This window comes from Salmonella sp. SJTUF15591, from assembly GCF_043356435.1.
In the GTDB taxonomy this organism is placed as follows: Bacteria; Pseudomonadota; Gammaproteobacteria; order Enterobacterales; family Enterobacteriaceae; genus Salmonella; species Salmonella enterica.
This window is the reverse complement of the sequence record NZ_JBEUJO010000006.1, coordinates 231,158-246,960: the sequence shown is the minus strand read 5'-3', so window position 1 is coordinate 246,960 and position 15,803 is coordinate 231,158. Positions and strand designations below refer to the sequence as shown.

At 53.9% G+C, this 15,803-nt stretch carries 16 protein-coding genes and 1 riboswitch; of the genes, 10 read left to right on the top strand and 6 right to left on the bottom strand.

Annotated elements, in window-relative coordinates:
* Positions 1–19: 19 nt before the first annotated feature.
* Both tsaB and ABVM99_RS16010 read right to left on the bottom strand, forming a co-directional pair.
* Positions 20–715 (bottom strand): tRNA (adenosine(37)-N6)-threonylcarbamoyltransferase complex dimerization subunit type 1 TsaB, encoded by a 696-nt coding sequence (gene tsaB / locus ABVM99_RS16015; RefSeq protein ID WP_023195827.1) that lies wholly within the window; start codon positions 713–715, stop codon positions 20–22.
* A gap of 57 nt (positions 716–772) precedes the next feature.
* On the bottom strand, positions 773–2,683 hold the full coding sequence (locus ABVM99_RS16010) for an ATP-dependent DNA helicase (RefSeq protein WP_000128801.1): 1,911 nt from the start codon (positions 2,681–2,683) through the stop codon (positions 773–775).
* 131 nt (positions 2,684–2,814) lie between these two features.
* Here ABVM99_RS16010 and ABVM99_RS16005 point away from each other — a divergent pair, with 131 nt between their 5' ends.
* Positions 2,815–3,159 carry a RidA family protein gene (locus tag ABVM99_RS16005; RefSeq protein ID WP_000029550.1) on the top strand — a complete coding sequence of 115 codons (345 nt, stop codon included), beginning with the start codon at positions 2,815–2,817 and terminating at the stop codon, positions 3,157–3,159.
* Positions 3,160–3,164: 5 nt separating this feature from the next.
* Here the strand turns inward: ABVM99_RS16005 and ABVM99_RS16000 are convergent, their stop codons facing one another.
* Positions 3,165–3,344, bottom strand: coding sequence for a YoaH family protein (locus ABVM99_RS16000; protein WP_000457328.1), 180 nt, complete (start codon positions 3,342–3,344; stop codon positions 3,165–3,167).
* 80 nt (positions 3,345–3,424) lie between these two features.
* Between ABVM99_RS16000 and pabB the strand changes: the two genes are divergently transcribed.
* The 4 genes from pabB (at position 3,425) to ABVM99_RS15980 (ending at position 8,738) form a co-directional block, all read left to right on the top strand.
* On the top strand, positions 3,425–4,789 hold the full coding sequence (gene pabB, locus ABVM99_RS15995; RefSeq protein ID WP_072101851.1) for an aminodeoxychorismate synthase component 1: 1,365 nt from the start codon (positions 3,425–3,427) through the stop codon (positions 4,787–4,789).
* Between the two features lie 3 nt (positions 4,790–4,792).
* On the top strand, positions 4,793–5,371 hold the full coding sequence (locus tag ABVM99_RS15990) for a CoA pyrophosphatase (protein WP_023194739.1): 579 nt from the start codon (positions 4,793–4,795) through the stop codon (positions 5,369–5,371).
* A gap of 263 nt (positions 5,372–5,634) precedes the next feature.
* Positions 5,635–6,999, top strand: a complete 1,365-nt coding sequence (gene sdaA / locus ABVM99_RS15985) for an L-serine ammonia-lyase (protein WP_000624274.1) — start codon at positions 5,635–5,637, stop codon at positions 6,997–6,999.
* Between the two features lie 137 nt (positions 7,000–7,136).
* Positions 7,137–8,738, top strand: coding sequence for an EAL domain-containing protein (locus ABVM99_RS15980; protein ID WP_001192519.1), 1,602 nt, complete (start codon positions 7,137–7,139; stop codon positions 8,736–8,738).
* A 21-nt stretch (positions 8,739–8,759) separates the two neighbouring features.
* On the opposite strand, the gene yoaE is transcribed toward ABVM99_RS15980, so the two are convergent.
* Both yoaE and ABVM99_RS15970 read right to left on the bottom strand, forming a co-directional pair.
* On the bottom strand, positions 8,760–10,319 hold the full coding sequence (yoaE, locus tag ABVM99_RS15975; protein ID WP_000421815.1) for a CNNM family cation transport protein YoaE: 1,560 nt from the start codon (positions 10,317–10,319) through the stop codon (positions 8,760–8,762).
* Complete coding sequence (locus ABVM99_RS15970; protein ID WP_370739650.1) at positions 10,307–10,474, bottom strand: protein YoaL; 168 nt, start codon at positions 10,472–10,474, stop codon at positions 10,307–10,309. Before ABVM99_RS15970 ends, yoaE begins: the two co-directional genes overlap by 13 nt.
* A 317-nt stretch (positions 10,475–10,791) precedes the next feature.
* Between ABVM99_RS15970 and manX the strand changes: the two genes are divergently transcribed.
* The 5 genes from manX (at position 10,792) to mntP (ending at position 14,971) form a co-directional block, all read left to right on the top strand.
* On the top strand, positions 10,792–11,760 hold the full coding sequence (manX, locus tag ABVM99_RS15965; RefSeq protein WP_000150523.1) for a PTS mannose transporter subunit IIAB: 969 nt from the start codon (positions 10,792–10,794) through the stop codon (positions 11,758–11,760).
* Positions 11,761–11,812: 52 nt separating this feature from the next.
* Positions 11,813–12,613 carry a PTS mannose transporter subunit IIC gene (gene manY / locus ABVM99_RS15960; protein ID WP_000406920.1) on the top strand — a complete coding sequence of 267 codons (801 nt, stop codon included), beginning with the start codon at positions 11,813–11,815 and terminating at the stop codon, positions 12,611–12,613.
* 12 nt (positions 12,614–12,625) lie between these two features.
* Complete coding sequence (locus tag ABVM99_RS15955; RefSeq protein WP_001518647.1) at positions 12,626–13,477, top strand: PTS mannose transporter subunit IID; 852 nt, start codon at positions 12,626–12,628, stop codon at positions 13,475–13,477.
* Between the two features lie 58 nt (positions 13,478–13,535).
* On the top strand, positions 13,536–13,994 hold the full coding sequence (locus ABVM99_RS15950; RefSeq protein WP_000156280.1) for a DUF986 family protein: 459 nt from the start codon (positions 13,536–13,538) through the stop codon (positions 13,992–13,994).
* A 197-nt stretch (positions 13,995–14,191) separates the two neighbouring features.
* Positions 14,192–14,293, top strand: a riboswitch (yybP-ykoY riboswitch).
* A 111-nt stretch (positions 14,294–14,404) separates the two neighbouring features.
* On the top strand, positions 14,405–14,971 hold the full coding sequence (mntP, locus tag ABVM99_RS15945) for a manganese efflux pump MntP (protein ID WP_001518359.1): 567 nt from the start codon (positions 14,405–14,407) through the stop codon (positions 14,969–14,971).
* On the opposite strand, the gene rlmA is transcribed toward mntP, so the two are convergent.
* Positions 14,968–15,777 carry a 23S rRNA (guanine(745)-N(1))-methyltransferase gene (gene rlmA / locus ABVM99_RS15940; protein ID WP_000010924.1) on the bottom strand — a complete coding sequence of 270 codons (810 nt, stop codon included), beginning with the start codon at positions 15,775–15,777 and terminating at the stop codon, positions 14,968–14,970. The genes mntP and rlmA overlap by 4 nt on opposite strands.
* Positions 15,778–15,803: the final 26 nt, after the last annotated feature.

The following is a 15,803-nucleotide window of genomic DNA, read 5'->3' as shown; positions in this document are numbered from 1 at the left end:
GGGGTAATAGTAGTGAGAGTCATTCTTTGCCGGGAAGTTTCTTCCACGCCACTTCGTTACGCAAATAAACCGGCTCGGCATGTTCCACGGCAACGGTCTCTCCTGCCGCCAGCTTTTGACTGGCGATGGGCAACATATCTTCCGCTGCCGGGAGCGACACCTCCCCATCATGAAGCTTCAGGCCGCACTCCTTCGCCAGATCGGGCCATGCGGACCAACCCGTTCCTACGGTCGCCCACTCGCCGGAAAGCTGTTTCAACCGCTCACCGACCCGTTCCGGTTTCAGCACCGCTTCCGTCTCTTCGCCCTGCCAGACGCCCTGCGCATCACGCTGGTATTCCGCCCAGTACACTTCGCCCATCCGCGCGTCAATCGCGGCGAGTACGCGGGTCGCGCCGGTTTTACGCCACGCGCCCTGCGCCATCGTGGCAAGCGTCGAAACACCGATCATCGGCAGATTTGCCCCTAACGCCAGCCCTTGCGCAATACCAATGCCGATACGCACGCCGGTAAAGCTGCCCGGACCGCGCCCAAACGCCAGCGCATCTATCTCATTGAGCGAGACGCCGCTGGCGGCCAGAATCTCCTGCACCATGGGCAGGATACGTTGAGTGTGTTCTCGTGGACAAAGCTCAAAGTGAGCATTGATAGTACCGTTGTTCCACAGGGCGACAGAACAGGCCTCTGTGGCGGTATCGATAGCCAGAATTCGCATGAGGTTTCGTGCTTAGATCAATAAAATAGCGCGCATCTTACCATACTCCGTAACAAATTACTCGGCGGATGGAATCGCAAGAAAGCGAACGGCACGGGCGATATCACGCGTGCGCGGCGCAGGAGGCAGGCTGGCGAGAAACGTGGCGCCATAGGGCCGCATCACCAGCCGGTTATCACAAATCACTAACACCCCGCGATCGTCCGCATCGCGAATCAGCCGCCCCACCCCCTGCTTCAGCGTAATCACCGCGTCGGGCAGTTGAACCTCATCAAACGGATCGCCACCGCGCAAACGACAGTCTTCCATTCGCGCTTTTAACAACGGGTCGTCCGGGGAAGTAAACGGCAATTTGTCGATAATCACCAACGATAACGTATCGCCGCGCACGTCCACCCCTTCCCAGAAGCTGCTGGTGGCGACGAGCAGCGCGTTGCCGGCGCTAACAAATTGCTGTAACAGTTGGCCTTTACTGGTTTCCCCTTGCAACAATACCGGCAGCGTCATGGTGGCGCGAAACTGCTCTGCCAAATCGCGCATCATGGCGTGCGAGGTGCACAGCATAAAACATCGCCCGTTATTGGCTTCGATAATCGGCCTGAGCATAGCCGCCAACTGTCGCGCCGCGCCGGGCTGGTTGGTTTGCGGTAGGTTACGTGGTACGCAGAGTAACGCCTGGCGCGTATAGTCGAATGGGCTGGGCAGTAGCATGGATTCTGCCTGTTCAATTCCCAGACGGGCGGTAAAGTGGTGAAGATCATCATTTACCGACAACGTGGCCGAGGTAAAAATCCAGCTACCGGGCTTCTGTTCCATCACCTCTTTGAATTTGTCCGCCACGGTGAGCGGCGTCAGCGCCAGGGTGAAATGGCGCGAGGTGCACTCATACCAGTAGCTGTATCCCGGCTGATTGATCTCTTTTAAGCGTTTCAGCCGTGAACGGTATAGCGTGGCGCGTTCAAAAGCCGCATCCAGCAGCGCCGAACGGCCCAGCGACAGTTTCGCCACGTCATAACAAAGCTCCAGCGTATCATCCAGCAGTAAAAATGCCCGTTGGATACGTGGGTCGGCTAACAGTTCACGCAAATTTCCCCGGTAGCCGGGCTCCCCCAGTTGCAGACGAAAATCCTGGGCGCTCTGGGCAAGGCGATCGGCGCATTTTTGCAACTGTTGAGTGTCTTTCAGTTCCGTCCGGTAGGCGATGGTGATGTCTTTTGCTAAATCCAGCAACTGACGGCTGGAGAGCGATTGGCCGAAATACTGGCTGGCGATGTCAGGCAGTTGGTGGGCTTCATCGAAGATCATTACTTCAGCCTGAGGGATAAGTTCGCCAAATCCGCTCTCTTTAACTACCATATCCGCAAGAAAAAGGTGGTGGTTTACAATCACCACATCCGCGTCCATCGCCTTTTTACGCGCTTTCACCACAAAGCACTCTTTGTAGAGCGGGCAATCGCTGCCAAGGCAGTTGTCGTTGGTACTGGTGACCAGCGGCCAGGCCTGGGAATCTTCCGCCACGCTGACGCAGGTGCTGATATCGCCATCCCGCGTCTGATTTGACCAGGAGCGCAGCAATATCACGTCGCTTAACGTTTGTACCGGTAAATCGCCGCCCGCCAGCGCTTGTTGTTCCAGACGCTCCAGGCAGAGGTAGTTTGAACGTCCTTTCAACAGGGCCGTCTTACCGGTAAACGCCAACGCTTTTGCTACCGTCGGCAGATCGCGGCTGTAGAGTTGATCCTGCAACGCTTTCGACCCGGTCGAAATAATAACTTTTTTCCCGGCGCGCAACGCCGGAGCGAGGTAAGCATAGGTCTTCCCGGTTCCGGTGCCGGCTTCAACAACCAGAGGCTGCGCATTTTCAATCGCTTGTGTTACGGCAACCGCCATTTGTCGCTGTGGTTCGCGCGGTTTAAAACCGGTTATCGCTTTGGCCAGTTGGCCATCTGCTGCAAAATCGTCCGTCACACTGCCCCCTGTTAATTTGCACAGGGGATTATGTCAGGGTAGAAAGGCTTACGCCAGTTACAGAGGTGACGGCGGCGCCACATTGTGGCAGTCTTGAACCATTCAAATGGAAAGCAAATGAGGAATAAGTGATGTCTATCGTGCGTATTGATGCCGAAGATCGTTGGTCAGACGTGGTGATCTACAATAATACGCTGTGGTATACCGGCGTGCCGGAAAACCTCGACGCCGACGCTTTTGAGCAAACGGCGAATACTCTGGCGCAAATTGATGCGGTGCTGGAAAAACAGGGCTCCAGTAAGTCACGTATTCTGGATGCCACTATTTTCCTGAGCGATAAAGCGGATTTTGCCGCCATGAATAAGGCGTGGGATGCGTGGGTCGTCGCAGGCCATGCGCCGGTACGCTGTACCGTACAGGCCGGGTTAATGAATCCGAAATATAAAGTTGAGATTAAGATTGTCGCGGCGGTATAAGCCGGTTATTCGTCTTCATCCTCAAAACGCGCCACTATCCGTTCGCCGGTATGGTTGGCGCGAAGTTCGCCCGCCACCTGGGCAATCGCTTCTCCGCTGCTCATACCTTGCGACATCAATTCCTGGATACGTTCTACGGCTTTTTGCTGTTGTTCATGACTGAGTGAAGGTAAACCTGCAAACATGATTAACTCCTGCTAAATTGTTAGCGCTAATTATTTCACGCTACCCGGCGGTAAGCCAGTAGTGTTGTAACGAGTCAGGAATGATGAAGACGTTATCTCCCACTGTTATCACCTTACCCTGGCGTCCGGACGCCGCTGAACACTATTTTGCGCCCGTAAACCATTTGCCCTGGGCGATGCTGCTGCATTCAGGTGATGCTATTCATCCCTATAACCGTTTTGATATTCTGGTCGCCGATCCTGTCACCACACTGACCACGCGCGCGCAGGAAACCACGGTATGTACTGCGCGCACGACTACCGTCACTCTCGACGATCCGTTACACGTTTTGCAGACTCAACTGGAGGCGCTGCCTTTTCATCCTCAGTCTGACCCTGACTTACCCTTTCAGGGCGGCGCGCTGGGTCTGTTTGGTTATGATTTAGGGCGGCGTTTCGAAATTCTGCCCGATACTGCCGCGCGCGATATCGCTTTACCCGATATGGCGATTGGCCTTTACGACTGGGCGCTGATTGTCGATCACCATAAACAGGTAGTGTCGCTGATAAGCTATCACGATGCAGACGCCCGATATCGCTGGCTCACCGGCCAGCGCGCGCCGACCCGAACGTCCTTCAGGCTTACCTCGGCCTGGCAATCCAATATGACGCGTTGCGAGTATGGCGAGAAGTTTCGTCAGGTGCAGGCCTGGCTGCACAGCGGGGACTGCTATCAGGTCAATCTTTCCCAGCGTTTTCAGGCGAGCTACGAGGGTGATGAATGGCAGGCTTTCGAACACCTTAACCGCGCCAATCGCGCCCCGTTCAGCGCCTTTCTTCGTTTACATGACGGCGCCATATTGAGCCTTTCTCCCGAGCGTTTTATCCAACTGGAGAACGGTCATATTCAGACGCGCCCGATCAAAGGTACGCTTCCACGGCTTAACGATCCGCAGGCGGATCGTCAGCAGGCGCAGAAACTGGCCAACTCAATGAAAGATCGCGCTGAAAATTTGATGATCGTCGATTTGATGCGTAACGATATTGGCCGGGTCGCCGTACCAGGTTCGGTGAAAGTGCCGGAACTGTTCGTCGTCGAACCATTTCCTGCCGTTCACCATCTGGTTAGCACCATTACCGCCCGTTTACCGGACTCGCTTCATGCTACCGACCTGCTGCGCGCGGCTTTCCCCGGCGGCTCCATTACCGGCGCGCCTAAAGTGCGGGCAATGGAAATTATCGACGAACTGGAGCCGCAGCGACGCAACGCCTGGTGCGGTAGCATCGGTTATCTGAGTTTCTGCGGCAAGATGGATACCAGTATTACTATCCGCACCGTCACGGCAACGCAGGGCCAACTCTATTGCTCAGCCGGCGGCGGTATCGTGGCCGATAGCAACGAAGAAGCGGAATATCAGGAAACTTTTGATAAAGTTAATCGTATCCTGCACCCACTGGAGAACTAATACGTGGATACCAGCCGTCTGACGCTCGATCATTTCTTATCGCGCTTTCAGCTTTTGCGCCCGCAGATGCCCCATGAAACGTTGAATCAACGTCAGGCCGCCGTACTGATCCCTGTGGTTCGCCGCCCCCAACCGGGGCTGCTGTTGACCCAGCGGGCTATTCATTTGCGCAAACACGCCGGACAGGTCGCCTTTCCCGGCGGGGCCGTGGACAATACCGATGCTTCGCTTATCGCCGCAGCGCTTCGCGAAGCGCAGGAGGAAGTCGCCATCCCGCCGCAAGCCGTGGAAGTGATTGGCGTTTTACCGCCAGTAGACAGCGTGACCGGTTTTCAGGTCACCCCGGTGGTCGGCATTATTCCGCCAAATCTCCCCTGGCGCGCCAGTGAAGACGAAGTGTCTGCGGTGTTTGAAATGCCGCTGGCGCAAGCGTTGCAACTGGGTCGATATCATCCGCTTGATGTTTACCGTCGCGGCAATTCGCACCGCGTATGGCTCTCCTGGTATGAGCATTATTTCGTTTGGGGCATGACCGCAAACATTCTTCGTGAGCTGGCGCTGCAAATCGGCGTAAAGCCCTGACTGTACACAACGCCATTCACGTTGCCTCAAGGCGGTAACAATCGCCTCCCCCAAAGAGGCAGCCTGAAGGGCAACGTGTATATACTTAACTTTACGCGCGCAAGACACGACTTGAGATTACTGTCGCAATATTAGTAAAAACGCGGTTATTCATTAGTTTAATTCATGTGAATAGTTAAGCTGATGCCAGCGTTCCCTCTTACACTATGCGCAGTTATAACATCGTAACCGGAAGCCCCGGTTGCCCTGTCAGGAGTATTATCGTGATTAGCCTATTCGACATGTTTAAGGTAGGGATTGGTCCCTCCTCTTCCCACACTGTTGGCCCGATGAAGGCCGGTAAACAGTTCGTCGATGACCTGGTCGAAAAAGGATTACTGGATAACGTTACCCGCGTCGCTGTCGATGTCTACGGCTCGCTGTCGCTGACGGGGAAAGGTCACCATACCGATATCGCCATTATTATGGGTCTGGCGGGTAATGAACCCGCTACCGTGGATATTGATAGTATCCCCGGTTTTATTCGCGACGTCGAAACGCGCGAGCGTCTGTTACTGGCCCAGGGACGTCACGAAGTCGACTTCCCGAAAGATGACGGAATGCGTTTTCACAACGGCAATTTGCCGCTGCATGAAAACGGGATGCAGATCCACGCCTGGCATGACGACACGGTCATTTATAGCAAGACGTACTATTCCATCGGCGGCGGCTTTATCGTTGATGAAGCGCATTTCGGCCAGGAAGCGACGAATGAGGTTACTGTACCTTATCCGTTTAAATCGGCGAAAGAAATGCTGGAGTATTGCAACAGTACCGGCCTTTCACTCTCCGGCATGGTGATGCAAAACGAACTGGCGCTGCATAGCAAGAAAGAGATTGAAGAGTATTTCGGTCACGTCTGGCAGACCATGCAGGCCTGTATTGATCGCGGTATGAATACCGAAGGCGTGCTGCCGGGGCCGCTGCGCGTACCGCGTCGCGCCTCCGCGCTGCGTCGTATGCTGGTTTCCAGCGATAAGCTTTCCAGCGATCCGATGAACGTCATTGACTGGGTGAATATGTTTGCTCTGGCGGTGAACGAAGAGAACGCCGCAGGCGGCCGCGTCGTGACGGCGCCAACCAATGGCGCGTGCGGCATCGTGCCTGCGGTACTGGCTTACTACGACCATTTTATTGAGTCTGTCAGCCCGGATATTTACACCCGCTACTTCCTGGCGGCAGGCGCTATTGGCGCGCTGTATAAGATGAACGCGTCTATTTCCGGCGCGGAAGTCGGCTGTCAGGGCGAAGTCGGGGTCGCCTGTTCGATGGCGGCGGCAGGCCTTGCTGAACTGTTGGGCGCCAGCCCGGAACAGGTTTGCGTTGCCGCTGAAATCGGCATGGAGCATAACCTGGGGCTGACCTGCGACCCGGTTGCCGGTCAGGTGCAGGTGCCGTGTATCGAGCGTAACGCCATTGCTTCGGTTAAAGCGATCAACGCTGCGCGTATGGCCATGCGTCGAACCAGCGCGCCGCGCGTCTCGCTGGATAAAGTCATCGAAACGATGTACGAGACCGGAAAAGACATGAACGCCAAATACCGCGAAACGTCGCGCGGCGGGTTGGCTATTAAAGTCCAGTGTGATTAAACGCCGTTTCCCCTCCCTTCGCCCATCTGCTACGGATGGGCGAAATTTTTATCTCTTCCTCGTCGACTCCACGTTTCCCCACTACACTTGCTGTGTCGCGGTTGGCTTTTGTCGCCAACGCTTATTGGGCGGCCCGCATGCAAACAGCACAACGGATCATCAATCATTATCGCCGTAATCGTTTCATTGTTTGCACGATTTGTGCACTGGTCACGCTCATTCTTACGCTGAGCATCCGATTTATTTCGGAGCGGAACTTAAATCACCATCGCACGGTTGCATTCGCGAATCATGCCGTTGATGCGCTGGATAATGTGCTGCATCCTCTCCTGGTCGGACGAAACATACTGCTACCCTTGCTTGAGCTTCCGTGCGCGACCGCGCATTTGCCGTTGCGTAAGCAAGCCGCCCGCCTGCAAACCATTCGTTCTATCGGGCTGGTAAAAGAGGGAATTCTCTACTGCTCAAGCATTTTTGGCGCCCGTAACACTCCCATACGCCAGCTTCAGCCCGATCTTCCCGCAGCTGGCGATCTGCTGCTACTTTCCACGGACCAATCGTTACTCAAGGGAAGCCCGATCCTCATTCAGTGGTATCCCGCCTCTGCCGATGGCCAGGATGGCGTGATGGAAATTGTGAATATTGACTTGCTGGCGACTATGCTACTTGAGCCGCAGCAGCCGCAAATTACCAGCGCCAGCCTGACGGTCGGCAAACGGCACCTGTTATATGGTCGGGGCGTGGTCGATACTCTTCCGGAATTAAAAAAAGATGAAGAGCGTTACCAGCTTTCATCGCGGCATTTCCCTTTTACTATCAGCGTCAGCGGGCCGTCGGCAGGCGTACTGGCGTTCAAACATCTCCCGACACAGTTACCGCTGGCCGTATTGCTTAGCCTGTTGATCGGTTATATCGCCTGGCTGGCGACGGCCAGCAGAATGAGCTTTTCCTGGGAGATTAATCTGGCCCTTGCCGAACGGGAGTTTGAGCTATTTTGTCAGCCGTTGCTTAATGCCCGCACGCAACAGTGTACCGGCGTTGAGATCCTGTTACGCTGGAACAACCCTCGCCAGGGCTGGATCTCACCGGATGTTTTTATTCCTATCGCCGAGGAGCATAACCTGATAGCGCCGCTGACCCGCTATGTGATTGCGGAAACCATTCGGCAGCGGCACTACTTCCCCATCAACCATCAGTTTCATATCGGCATCAATGTGGCGGCAAGCCATTTCCGACACGGCGTGCTTCTCAAAGATCTTAATCAGTACTGGTTTAGTGCGGAACCTGTTCAGCAACTGGTGCTGGAGCTCACGGAACGCGACGCGTTGCTTGACGTTGATTACCGCCTGATGCGCGAGCTGCATCGTAAAGGCGTGAAGTTAGCCATCGATGATTTTGGCACAGGAAACAGCTCGCTCTCCTGGCTGGAAAAACTGCGGCCGGATATTTTGAAAATCGATAAATCCTTCACCGCCGCCATCGGTACCGATGCGGTCAATTCAACGGTGACCGATATTATTATCGCGCTGGGGCAAAGACTGAATATTGAACTGGTGGCGGAAGGGGTCGAAAACCAGACGCAGGCACAGCATTTGCGCCAGCATGGCGTGCAAATGTTACAGGGCTATCTCTATGCGAAGCCGATGCCCATTAGCGAATTTCCACAGTGGCTGGCGGGCAGCGCGCCGCCGCCCGCCCGACATAACGGACAGATTATGTCCGCGATGCCGCATCTATAGACTTGATTCCTGCGTGTGACGTTATTCCTCTTCGTCGTGGGCAGGCTGTTCTTTAACAATCCGAACCAGATCGACACGGTAGTCGTTGGCCTCGACAATGGTGATCCGCAGTGGCGGAACATCAATGACATCGCCTACACGAGGAATATGGCCATTAGCGGCGATCACTAACCCCGCGACCGTCGCAATATCGCCCTCTTCGTTCACCAGATGGTCAACTTCCAGCGCCTGCTGTAGCGCATGGAGATCGGTGCCGCCCTTCACTATCCAGCCCTCGGCATCGGCAACGATTTCCGGCGTTTCATCGGCATCCGGGAACTCACCGGCAATCGCTTCCAGCACATCCAGCGGCGTAACCAGCCCCTGCACTACGCCGAACTCGTTCGTGACGATAACGAAACTGCCGCGCGCGCGACGCAAAACGCCTAACAGATTGATAGGATCAAGCGTTTCCGGCACTACTATCGCCGGGGAAGAGGCGGCGATAGCCGCAACGTCCGCGCCCTCTTCCAGCGCCACCAGCAACTCTTTCGCCCGAACGATACCGATAATTTCATCCAGCTCGCCCCGACATACCGGGAACAGGCTATGCGGAGAAGAGAGTAACTGCTGACGGATTTCAGCTACGCTGAGATTCGCATCCACCCAACTAATTTCGCCTCGCGGCGTCATAATGCCGCGCAGGGAGCGCGACGCCAGAGTCAGTACGCCGTTAATCATGTAGCGTTCTTCTTCGGCGAAGGCGCCTTCCGACACCGATATCGCGGCCGGGCTATCCGTCTCATGTTGCGTACTCGCCTGACGTTTACCGCCCATCAGACGCAGGATAGCGTCCGCAGTACGCGCGCGCAGCGGCAACGTGGACTGATGACGAATAAAGTTACGGCGCGCAATCTGGTTAAACACCTCGATAACGATCGAGAAACCAATTGCCGCGTACAGGTAGCCTTTCGGAATATGGAAACCGAACCCTTCCGCCACCAGGCTCAAGCCGATCATCAGCAGGAAACTCAGACAGAGCACCACCACCGTCGGATGCTGGTTGACAAAACGGGTCAGCGGTTTTGACGCCAGTAGCATCACCGCCATCGCAATCACCACCGCCGCCATCATAACCGGCAGATGGTTTACCATACCTACCGCCGTAATCACGGCGTCCAGCGAGAAGACCGCATCCAGGATGACAATCTGCGTGACTACCACCCAGAAGCTCGCATAGCCTTTACCGTGTCCGGTGTCATGCTCGCGGTTTTCCAGACGTTCATGCAGCTCGGTGGTCGCTTTAAACAGCAGGAATATACCGCCCAGCAGCATAATTAAATCGCGGCCGGAGAAGGTAAAATCCCAGACGGTAAAGAGCGGCTTTGTTAAGGTCACCAGCCACGAAATAATGGACAGCAGCGCCAGACGCATAATCAGCGCCAGCGAGAGCCCGATAAGACGCGCTTTGTCACGCTGCTTTGGCGGCAATTTATCGGCGAGGATCGCGATAAAGACCAGGTTATCGATACCCAGGACAATTTCCAGGACGACGAGCGTGAGTAAACCCACCCAAATTGAGGGATCCATTAATAATTCCATGACAAGCTCCTGCTTAAGGAATGACTAAACGGCGCCCACAACATCTCAAAGGATGCAGGCGGTAACGCAATAAACAAAGTAAGGCTATGGCAAGATATGCCAGATTGACAGGCGCAAAACGGCCAAAGAGTGAAATGACGTCGGTGACGATCCATACAACGGGCTGCTGCCCTATACCCCATTCTAATTAAACGGAAGCTAAACATAACAGAGACAACTGGTTTTTGGCAAAGATTTACCTTCCTTTGCAAAGAGATGTAACCGGGATATTTTACACTTCGAAATTTCTCATTATCGAAAACAAAATTACGGATCTCCATCACACAAAATATTTTTTTCGATATCTAAAATAATTCACGAAAATCATGCGTTTTTCGTTGTAACCCTCATCTGAATCGATTCGCTTGCGGACGGCGATTCAAAAAATACATCTGTCAAGTTGATGTGTTGACAATAATAAAGGAGGTAGCAAGTGACCATTGCTATTGTTATAGGCACACATGGTTGGGCTGCAGAGCAGTTACTTAAAACAGCCGAAATGCTGTTAGGCGAGCAGGAAAACGTCGGCTGGATCGATTTCGTTCCAGGCGAAAATGCCGAAACGCTGATCGAAAAGTACAACGCTCAGTTGGCTAAACTCGATACCAGTAAAGGCGTGCTATTTCTCGTTGATACATGGGGAGGCAGTCCGTTTAATGCTGCCAGCCGCATTGTCGTCGATAAAGAGCGCTATGAAGTTATTGCCGGCGTCAACATCCCGATGCTGGTCGAAACGTTTATGGCTCGTGACGACGATCCGAGCTTTGACGAGCTGGTCGCACTGGCGGTAGAAACCGGTCGTGAAGGCGTAAAAGCGCTGAAAGCGAAACCGGTAGAAAAAGCCGCGCCAGCGCCAGTCGCCGCCGCGCCAAAAGCGGCCACGCCGGCAAAACCGATGGGCCCGAATGATTATATGGTTATCGGGCTTGCCCGTATTGATGACCGTCTCATTCACGGTCAGGTCGCTACCCGCTGGACCAAAGAGACCAATGTCAGCCGTATTATTGTTGTGAGCGATGAAGTGGCGGCTGATACCGTACGTAAAACGCTGCTGACGCAAGTTGCGCCGCCGGGCGTTACGGCGCATGTGGTTGACGTCGCGAAGATGATTCGCGTCTACAATAACCCGAAATACGCTGGCGAACGCGTGATGCTTCTGTTTACCAATCCTACCGACGTCGAGCGCATCGTTGAGGGCGGCGTGAAAGTCACCTCCGTGAACATTGGCGGTATGGCCTATCGTCAAGGTAAAACGCAGGTGAACAACGCCGTTTCCGTTGATGAAAAGGATATCGAAGCCTTTAAAAAGCTCAACGAGCGCGGCATCGAGCTTGAGGTGCGTAAAGTTTCCACCGATCCGAAACTGAAAATGATGGATTTAATTGCCAAAGTGGCGAAATAACCGCCGGCATTTAATTAGCTTTCACACTTAAGATAGCAATAGGAGAAGTACAATGGAGATTACCACTCTTCAGATTGTGCTGGTGTTCATCGTCGCATGTATCGCAGGTATGGAGTCGGTACTTGATGAATTTCAGTTCCACCGTCCGCTGATCGCCTGTACCTTAATCGGCGCCGTTCTGGGGGACATGAAAACCGGTATTATCATCGGCGGTACTCTGGAAATGATCGCTCTGGGCTGGATGAACATCGGTGCTGCCGTTGCGCCTGATGCCGCACTGGCGTCCATCATCTCTACCGTTCTGGTCATCGCCGGGCATCAAAGCATTGGCGCCGGTATCGCGCTGGCGATTCCGCTGGCGGCGGCAGGCCAGGTACTGACCATTATCGTTCGTACCATCACCGTGGCATTCCAGCACGCGGCGGACAAGGCGGCTGAAAACGGCAACCTGACGGCGCTCTCCTGGCTGCACGTTTCTTCTCTGTTCCTGCAGGCAATGCGTATCGCCATCCCGGCGGTTATCGTTGCCATCTCCGTAGGCACCAGCGAAGTACAGGGAATGCTGAATGCGATTCCTGAAGTCGTCACAGGCGGTCTGAACATCGCCGGCGGCATGATCGTCGTGGTTGGTTATGCGATGGTTATCAACATGATGCGCGCAGGCTACCTGATGCCGTTCTTCTACCTCGGTTTCGTCACCGCGGCTTTCACAAACTTCAACCTGGTCGCACTGGGTGTCATCGGCGCAGTGATGGCTATTCTTTACATCCAGCTGAGCCCGAAATACAACCGTGTAGCGGGCGCGCCTGCAACGGCTGCTGGCAATAACGATCTCGACAACGAACTGGACTAACAGGTGAGCGAAATGGTTGATATGACTAAAACTACCACCGAGAAAAAACTCACTCCGAGCGATATTCGCGGCGTATTTCTTCGTTCTAACCTGTTCCAGGGGTCATGGAACTTCGAACGTATGCAAGCGCTGGGCTTCTGCTTCTCTATGGTGCCGGCGATTCGTCGCCTGTATCCGGAGAATAATGACGCGCGTAAACAGGCGATTAAACGTCACCTGGAGTTCTTTAACACTCATCCTTACGTTGCGGCGCCGGTACTGGGCGTGACCCTGGCAATGGAAGAAAAGCGTGCGAACGGCGCAGAGATTGACGATGGCGCTATCAACGGTATCAAAGTCGGTCTGATGGGACCGCTGGCAGGCGTCGGCGACCCTATCTTCTGGGGTACCGTCCGTCCGGTATTCGCGGCGCTGGGCGCAGGTATTGCAATGAGCGGCAGCCTGCTTGGTCCGCTGCTGTTTTTCATCCTGTTTAACCTGGTGCGTCTGGCGACCCGTTATTATGGCGTGGCTTATGGCTACCGCAAAGGCGTCGATATCGTTAAAGATATGGGCGGCGGCTTCCTGCAAAAACTGACTGAGGGGGCGTCAATCCTCGGCCTGTTTGTCATGGGGGCATTGGTTAACAAGTGGACGCATGTGAATATCCCGCTGGTGGTCTCCACCATCACCGGTCAGGATGGTCAGACACGCGTTACCACCGTGCAAACCATTCTCGACCAGCTGATGCCGGGTCTGGTTCCGCTACTGTTGACCTTTGCCTGTATGTGGCTGCTGCGTAAGAAAGTTAACCCGCTGTGGATTATCGTGGGCTTCTTCGTCATTGGTATCGCCGGCTACTCCGTAGGACTGCTGGGCCAGTAAGGCTGTTGTACACTACCGGGGCCAAACGGCCCCGTTTTTTTATTTCTCTGGAGGATAAATGACTATCACGGACCTGGTGCTGATTCTCTTTATTGCCGCATTATTGGCTTACGCTCTCTACGATCAGTTCATCATGCCCCGTCGCAATGGCCCCACTCTGCTTTCTATAGCCCTGCTTCGCCGTGGTCGCGTAGACAGCGTTATCTTCGTTGGGCTGGTCGCCATCCTTATTTATAACAACGTAACCAGCCACGGAGCGCAGATGACCACATGGTTATTAAGTGCGCTGGCGTTAATGGGGTTTTATATATTCTGGATCCGCACGCCACGGATCATCTTTAAACAACGTGGCTTTTTCTTCGCCAATGTCTGGATAGAATATAACCGTATTAAAGAGATGAATTTATCGGAAGACGGCGTACTGGTGATGCAATTAGAACAACGACGCTTGCTTATCCGTGTACGCAATATCGACGATCTGGAAAAAATATATAAACTTCTTATTGAAAATCAATAAGCTAAGATATAGCCTCAACTATGTTTTTTCGAATTTTATTTCGAATCATAATATAGCTAAGGCTATATTTCCTATTGACCAATTGTTATTTAATTTAACGTTTTATTGATGAACAAATCTAAATGAAAATCGTTTTCAATTAGAAGACAAATAATATTTTATCGCTGTTGTTTTATATTCTAAAAATATGTTAATGTTGCGCCGTCAATTGGGGAGTAGCCGATTTCCAGACTCCGGAAATGTACGCGTCAACATACTCGTTGCAAAACGTGGCGCGTACGGACCAGCCGCCGCTGGTCAGGCGAGACCATAGGCGCATCAACTGCTGTGTATTTCGTCACAGAATGGCGACATGCATGTTTGCTGGGGGCAGTGATGTGTTTAATGGATACCCCGGTCAGGACGCTGTCATGCACTTTACTGCTACTGTTCTTCTCGCTTTCGGCATGTCGATGGATGCTTTCGCGGCATCAATTGGCAAAGGCGCCACCCTACATAAACCCAAATTCTCAGAAGCGTTGCGTACCGGTCTTATCTTTGGCGCGGTTGAAACGCTGACCCCGTTAATCGGCTGGGGGCTGGGGATATTGGCGAGTAAATTCGTTCTGGAATGGAACCACTGGATAGCCTTTGTTCTGCTGATCTTTCTGGGCGGACGCATGATCATCGAAGGTATCCGCGGCGGTAGCGATGAAGATGAAACACCGTTACGCCGCCACAGCTTTTGGCTATTAGTCACGACGGCTATCGCGACCAGCCTCGATGCGATGGCGGTTGGCGTCGGTCTGGCGTTTTTGCAGGTAAACATCATCGCTACCGCATTAGCTATCGGTTGCGCCACGCTTATCATGTCCACCCTCGGAATGATGATCGGTCGCTTTATCGGCCCAATGCTGGGTAAGCGTGCTGAAATTCTCGGCGGGGTCGTACTGATAGGAATTGGCGTCCAGATCCTCTGGACGCATTTTCACGGTTAACGGTTACGCTGCCAGAGATGAAGGTTGAAATCCGTCTGGCAGCTAAGTCCGGCGCTGGCGGCCAGTTGTTCCCACACTTCTGGTCTGGCGCGCCAGGCAAATGGCGTCATTTGCAACAGTGCTACAGCCGCTTCGGCGGTGAGCTGCATGTGATAAGCAAGGCGGGTACTCTGCTGCAATGTGAATCCGTCGAGCTGCTCGGTATACGGCGCATGTAAACGCACCTCATCATAAATGAGCCCTTTTAGTTCCATCAGATGATGCGGTCCAGGCGTGGCGGTAACGACCCAACCACCAGGTTTCACCACGCGCGCCAATTCCTGCGCCTTACACGGGGCGTAGATTCTGATCACCGCATCCATTGACGCATCGGCAAAGGGCAGTCGATGGCTTGACGCCACACAAAACTTCACCTGCGAATAGCGCTTCGCCGCCGCTTTGATCGCCGTTTTAGCAACGTCCAGTCCAAACGTGGTGACTCCCGGCAACGCCTCGGCAAAAGCATGAGTGTAATACCCCTCGCCGCAGCCAATATCCAGAATCGCCGTGGCCGACTGATCCAGCCGCTCGCGCAACAGGTTAATCACCGCATCGCGCAGCGGCTGATAATGGCCCGCATCAAGAAACGCTCTCCTCGCCTGCATCATTTCGGCGCTGTCGCCCGGATCGCGCGAACGTTTATGCTGTACCGGCAGCAGATTGATGTAGCCCTCTTTCGCCACATCAAACTGATGGCGCTGTGGACATATAACGCTGTTATTAATCTGCGTAAGCGGCTGATGGCAAAGCGGACAGGTAAACGACATGACAACTCCGGACTGGGGCGCTAAAG

Excerpts from the sequence above, each read along its gene's own strand:
- tsaB (WP_023195827.1), bottom strand. The coding sequence starts at position 715 with ATGCGAATTCTGGCTATCGATACCGCCACAGAGGCCTGTTCTGTCGCC.
- ABVM99_RS16005 (WP_000029550.1), top strand. The coding sequence starts at position 2,815 with ATGTCTATCGTGCGTATTGATGCCGAAGATCGTTGGTCAGACGTGGTG.
- ABVM99_RS16000 (WP_000457328.1), bottom strand. The coding sequence starts at position 3,344 with ATGTTTGCAGGTTTACCTTCACTCAGTCATGAACAACAGCAAAAAGCC.
- pabB (WP_072101851.1), top strand. The coding sequence starts at position 3,425 with ATGATGAAGACGTTATCTCCCACTGTTATCACCTTACCCTGGCGTCCG.
- ABVM99_RS15980 (WP_001192519.1), top strand. The coding sequence starts at position 7,137 with ATGCAAACAGCACAACGGATCATCAATCATTATCGCCGTAATCGTTTC.
- yoaE (WP_000421815.1), bottom strand. The coding sequence starts at position 10,319 with ATGGAATTATTAATGGATCCCTCAATTTGGGTGGGTTTACTCACGCTC.
- ABVM99_RS15970 (WP_370739650.1), bottom strand. The coding sequence starts at position 10,474 with ATGGATCGTCACCGACGTCATTTCACTCTTTGGCCGTTTTGCGCCTGT.
- manY (WP_000406920.1), top strand. The coding sequence starts at position 11,813 with ATGGAGATTACCACTCTTCAGATTGTGCTGGTGTTCATCGTCGCATGT.
- ABVM99_RS15955 (WP_001518647.1), top strand. The coding sequence starts at position 12,626 with ATGGTTGATATGACTAAAACTACCACCGAGAAAAAACTCACTCCGAGC.
- ABVM99_RS15950 (WP_000156280.1), top strand. The coding sequence starts at position 13,536 with ATGACTATCACGGACCTGGTGCTGATTCTCTTTATTGCCGCATTATTG.
- mntP (WP_001518359.1), top strand. The coding sequence starts at position 14,405 with ATGCACTTTACTGCTACTGTTCTTCTCGCTTTCGGCATGTCGATGGAT.
- rlmA (WP_000010924.1), bottom strand. The coding sequence starts at position 15,777 with ATGTCGTTTACCTGTCCGCTTTGCCATCAGCCGCTTACGCAGATTAAT.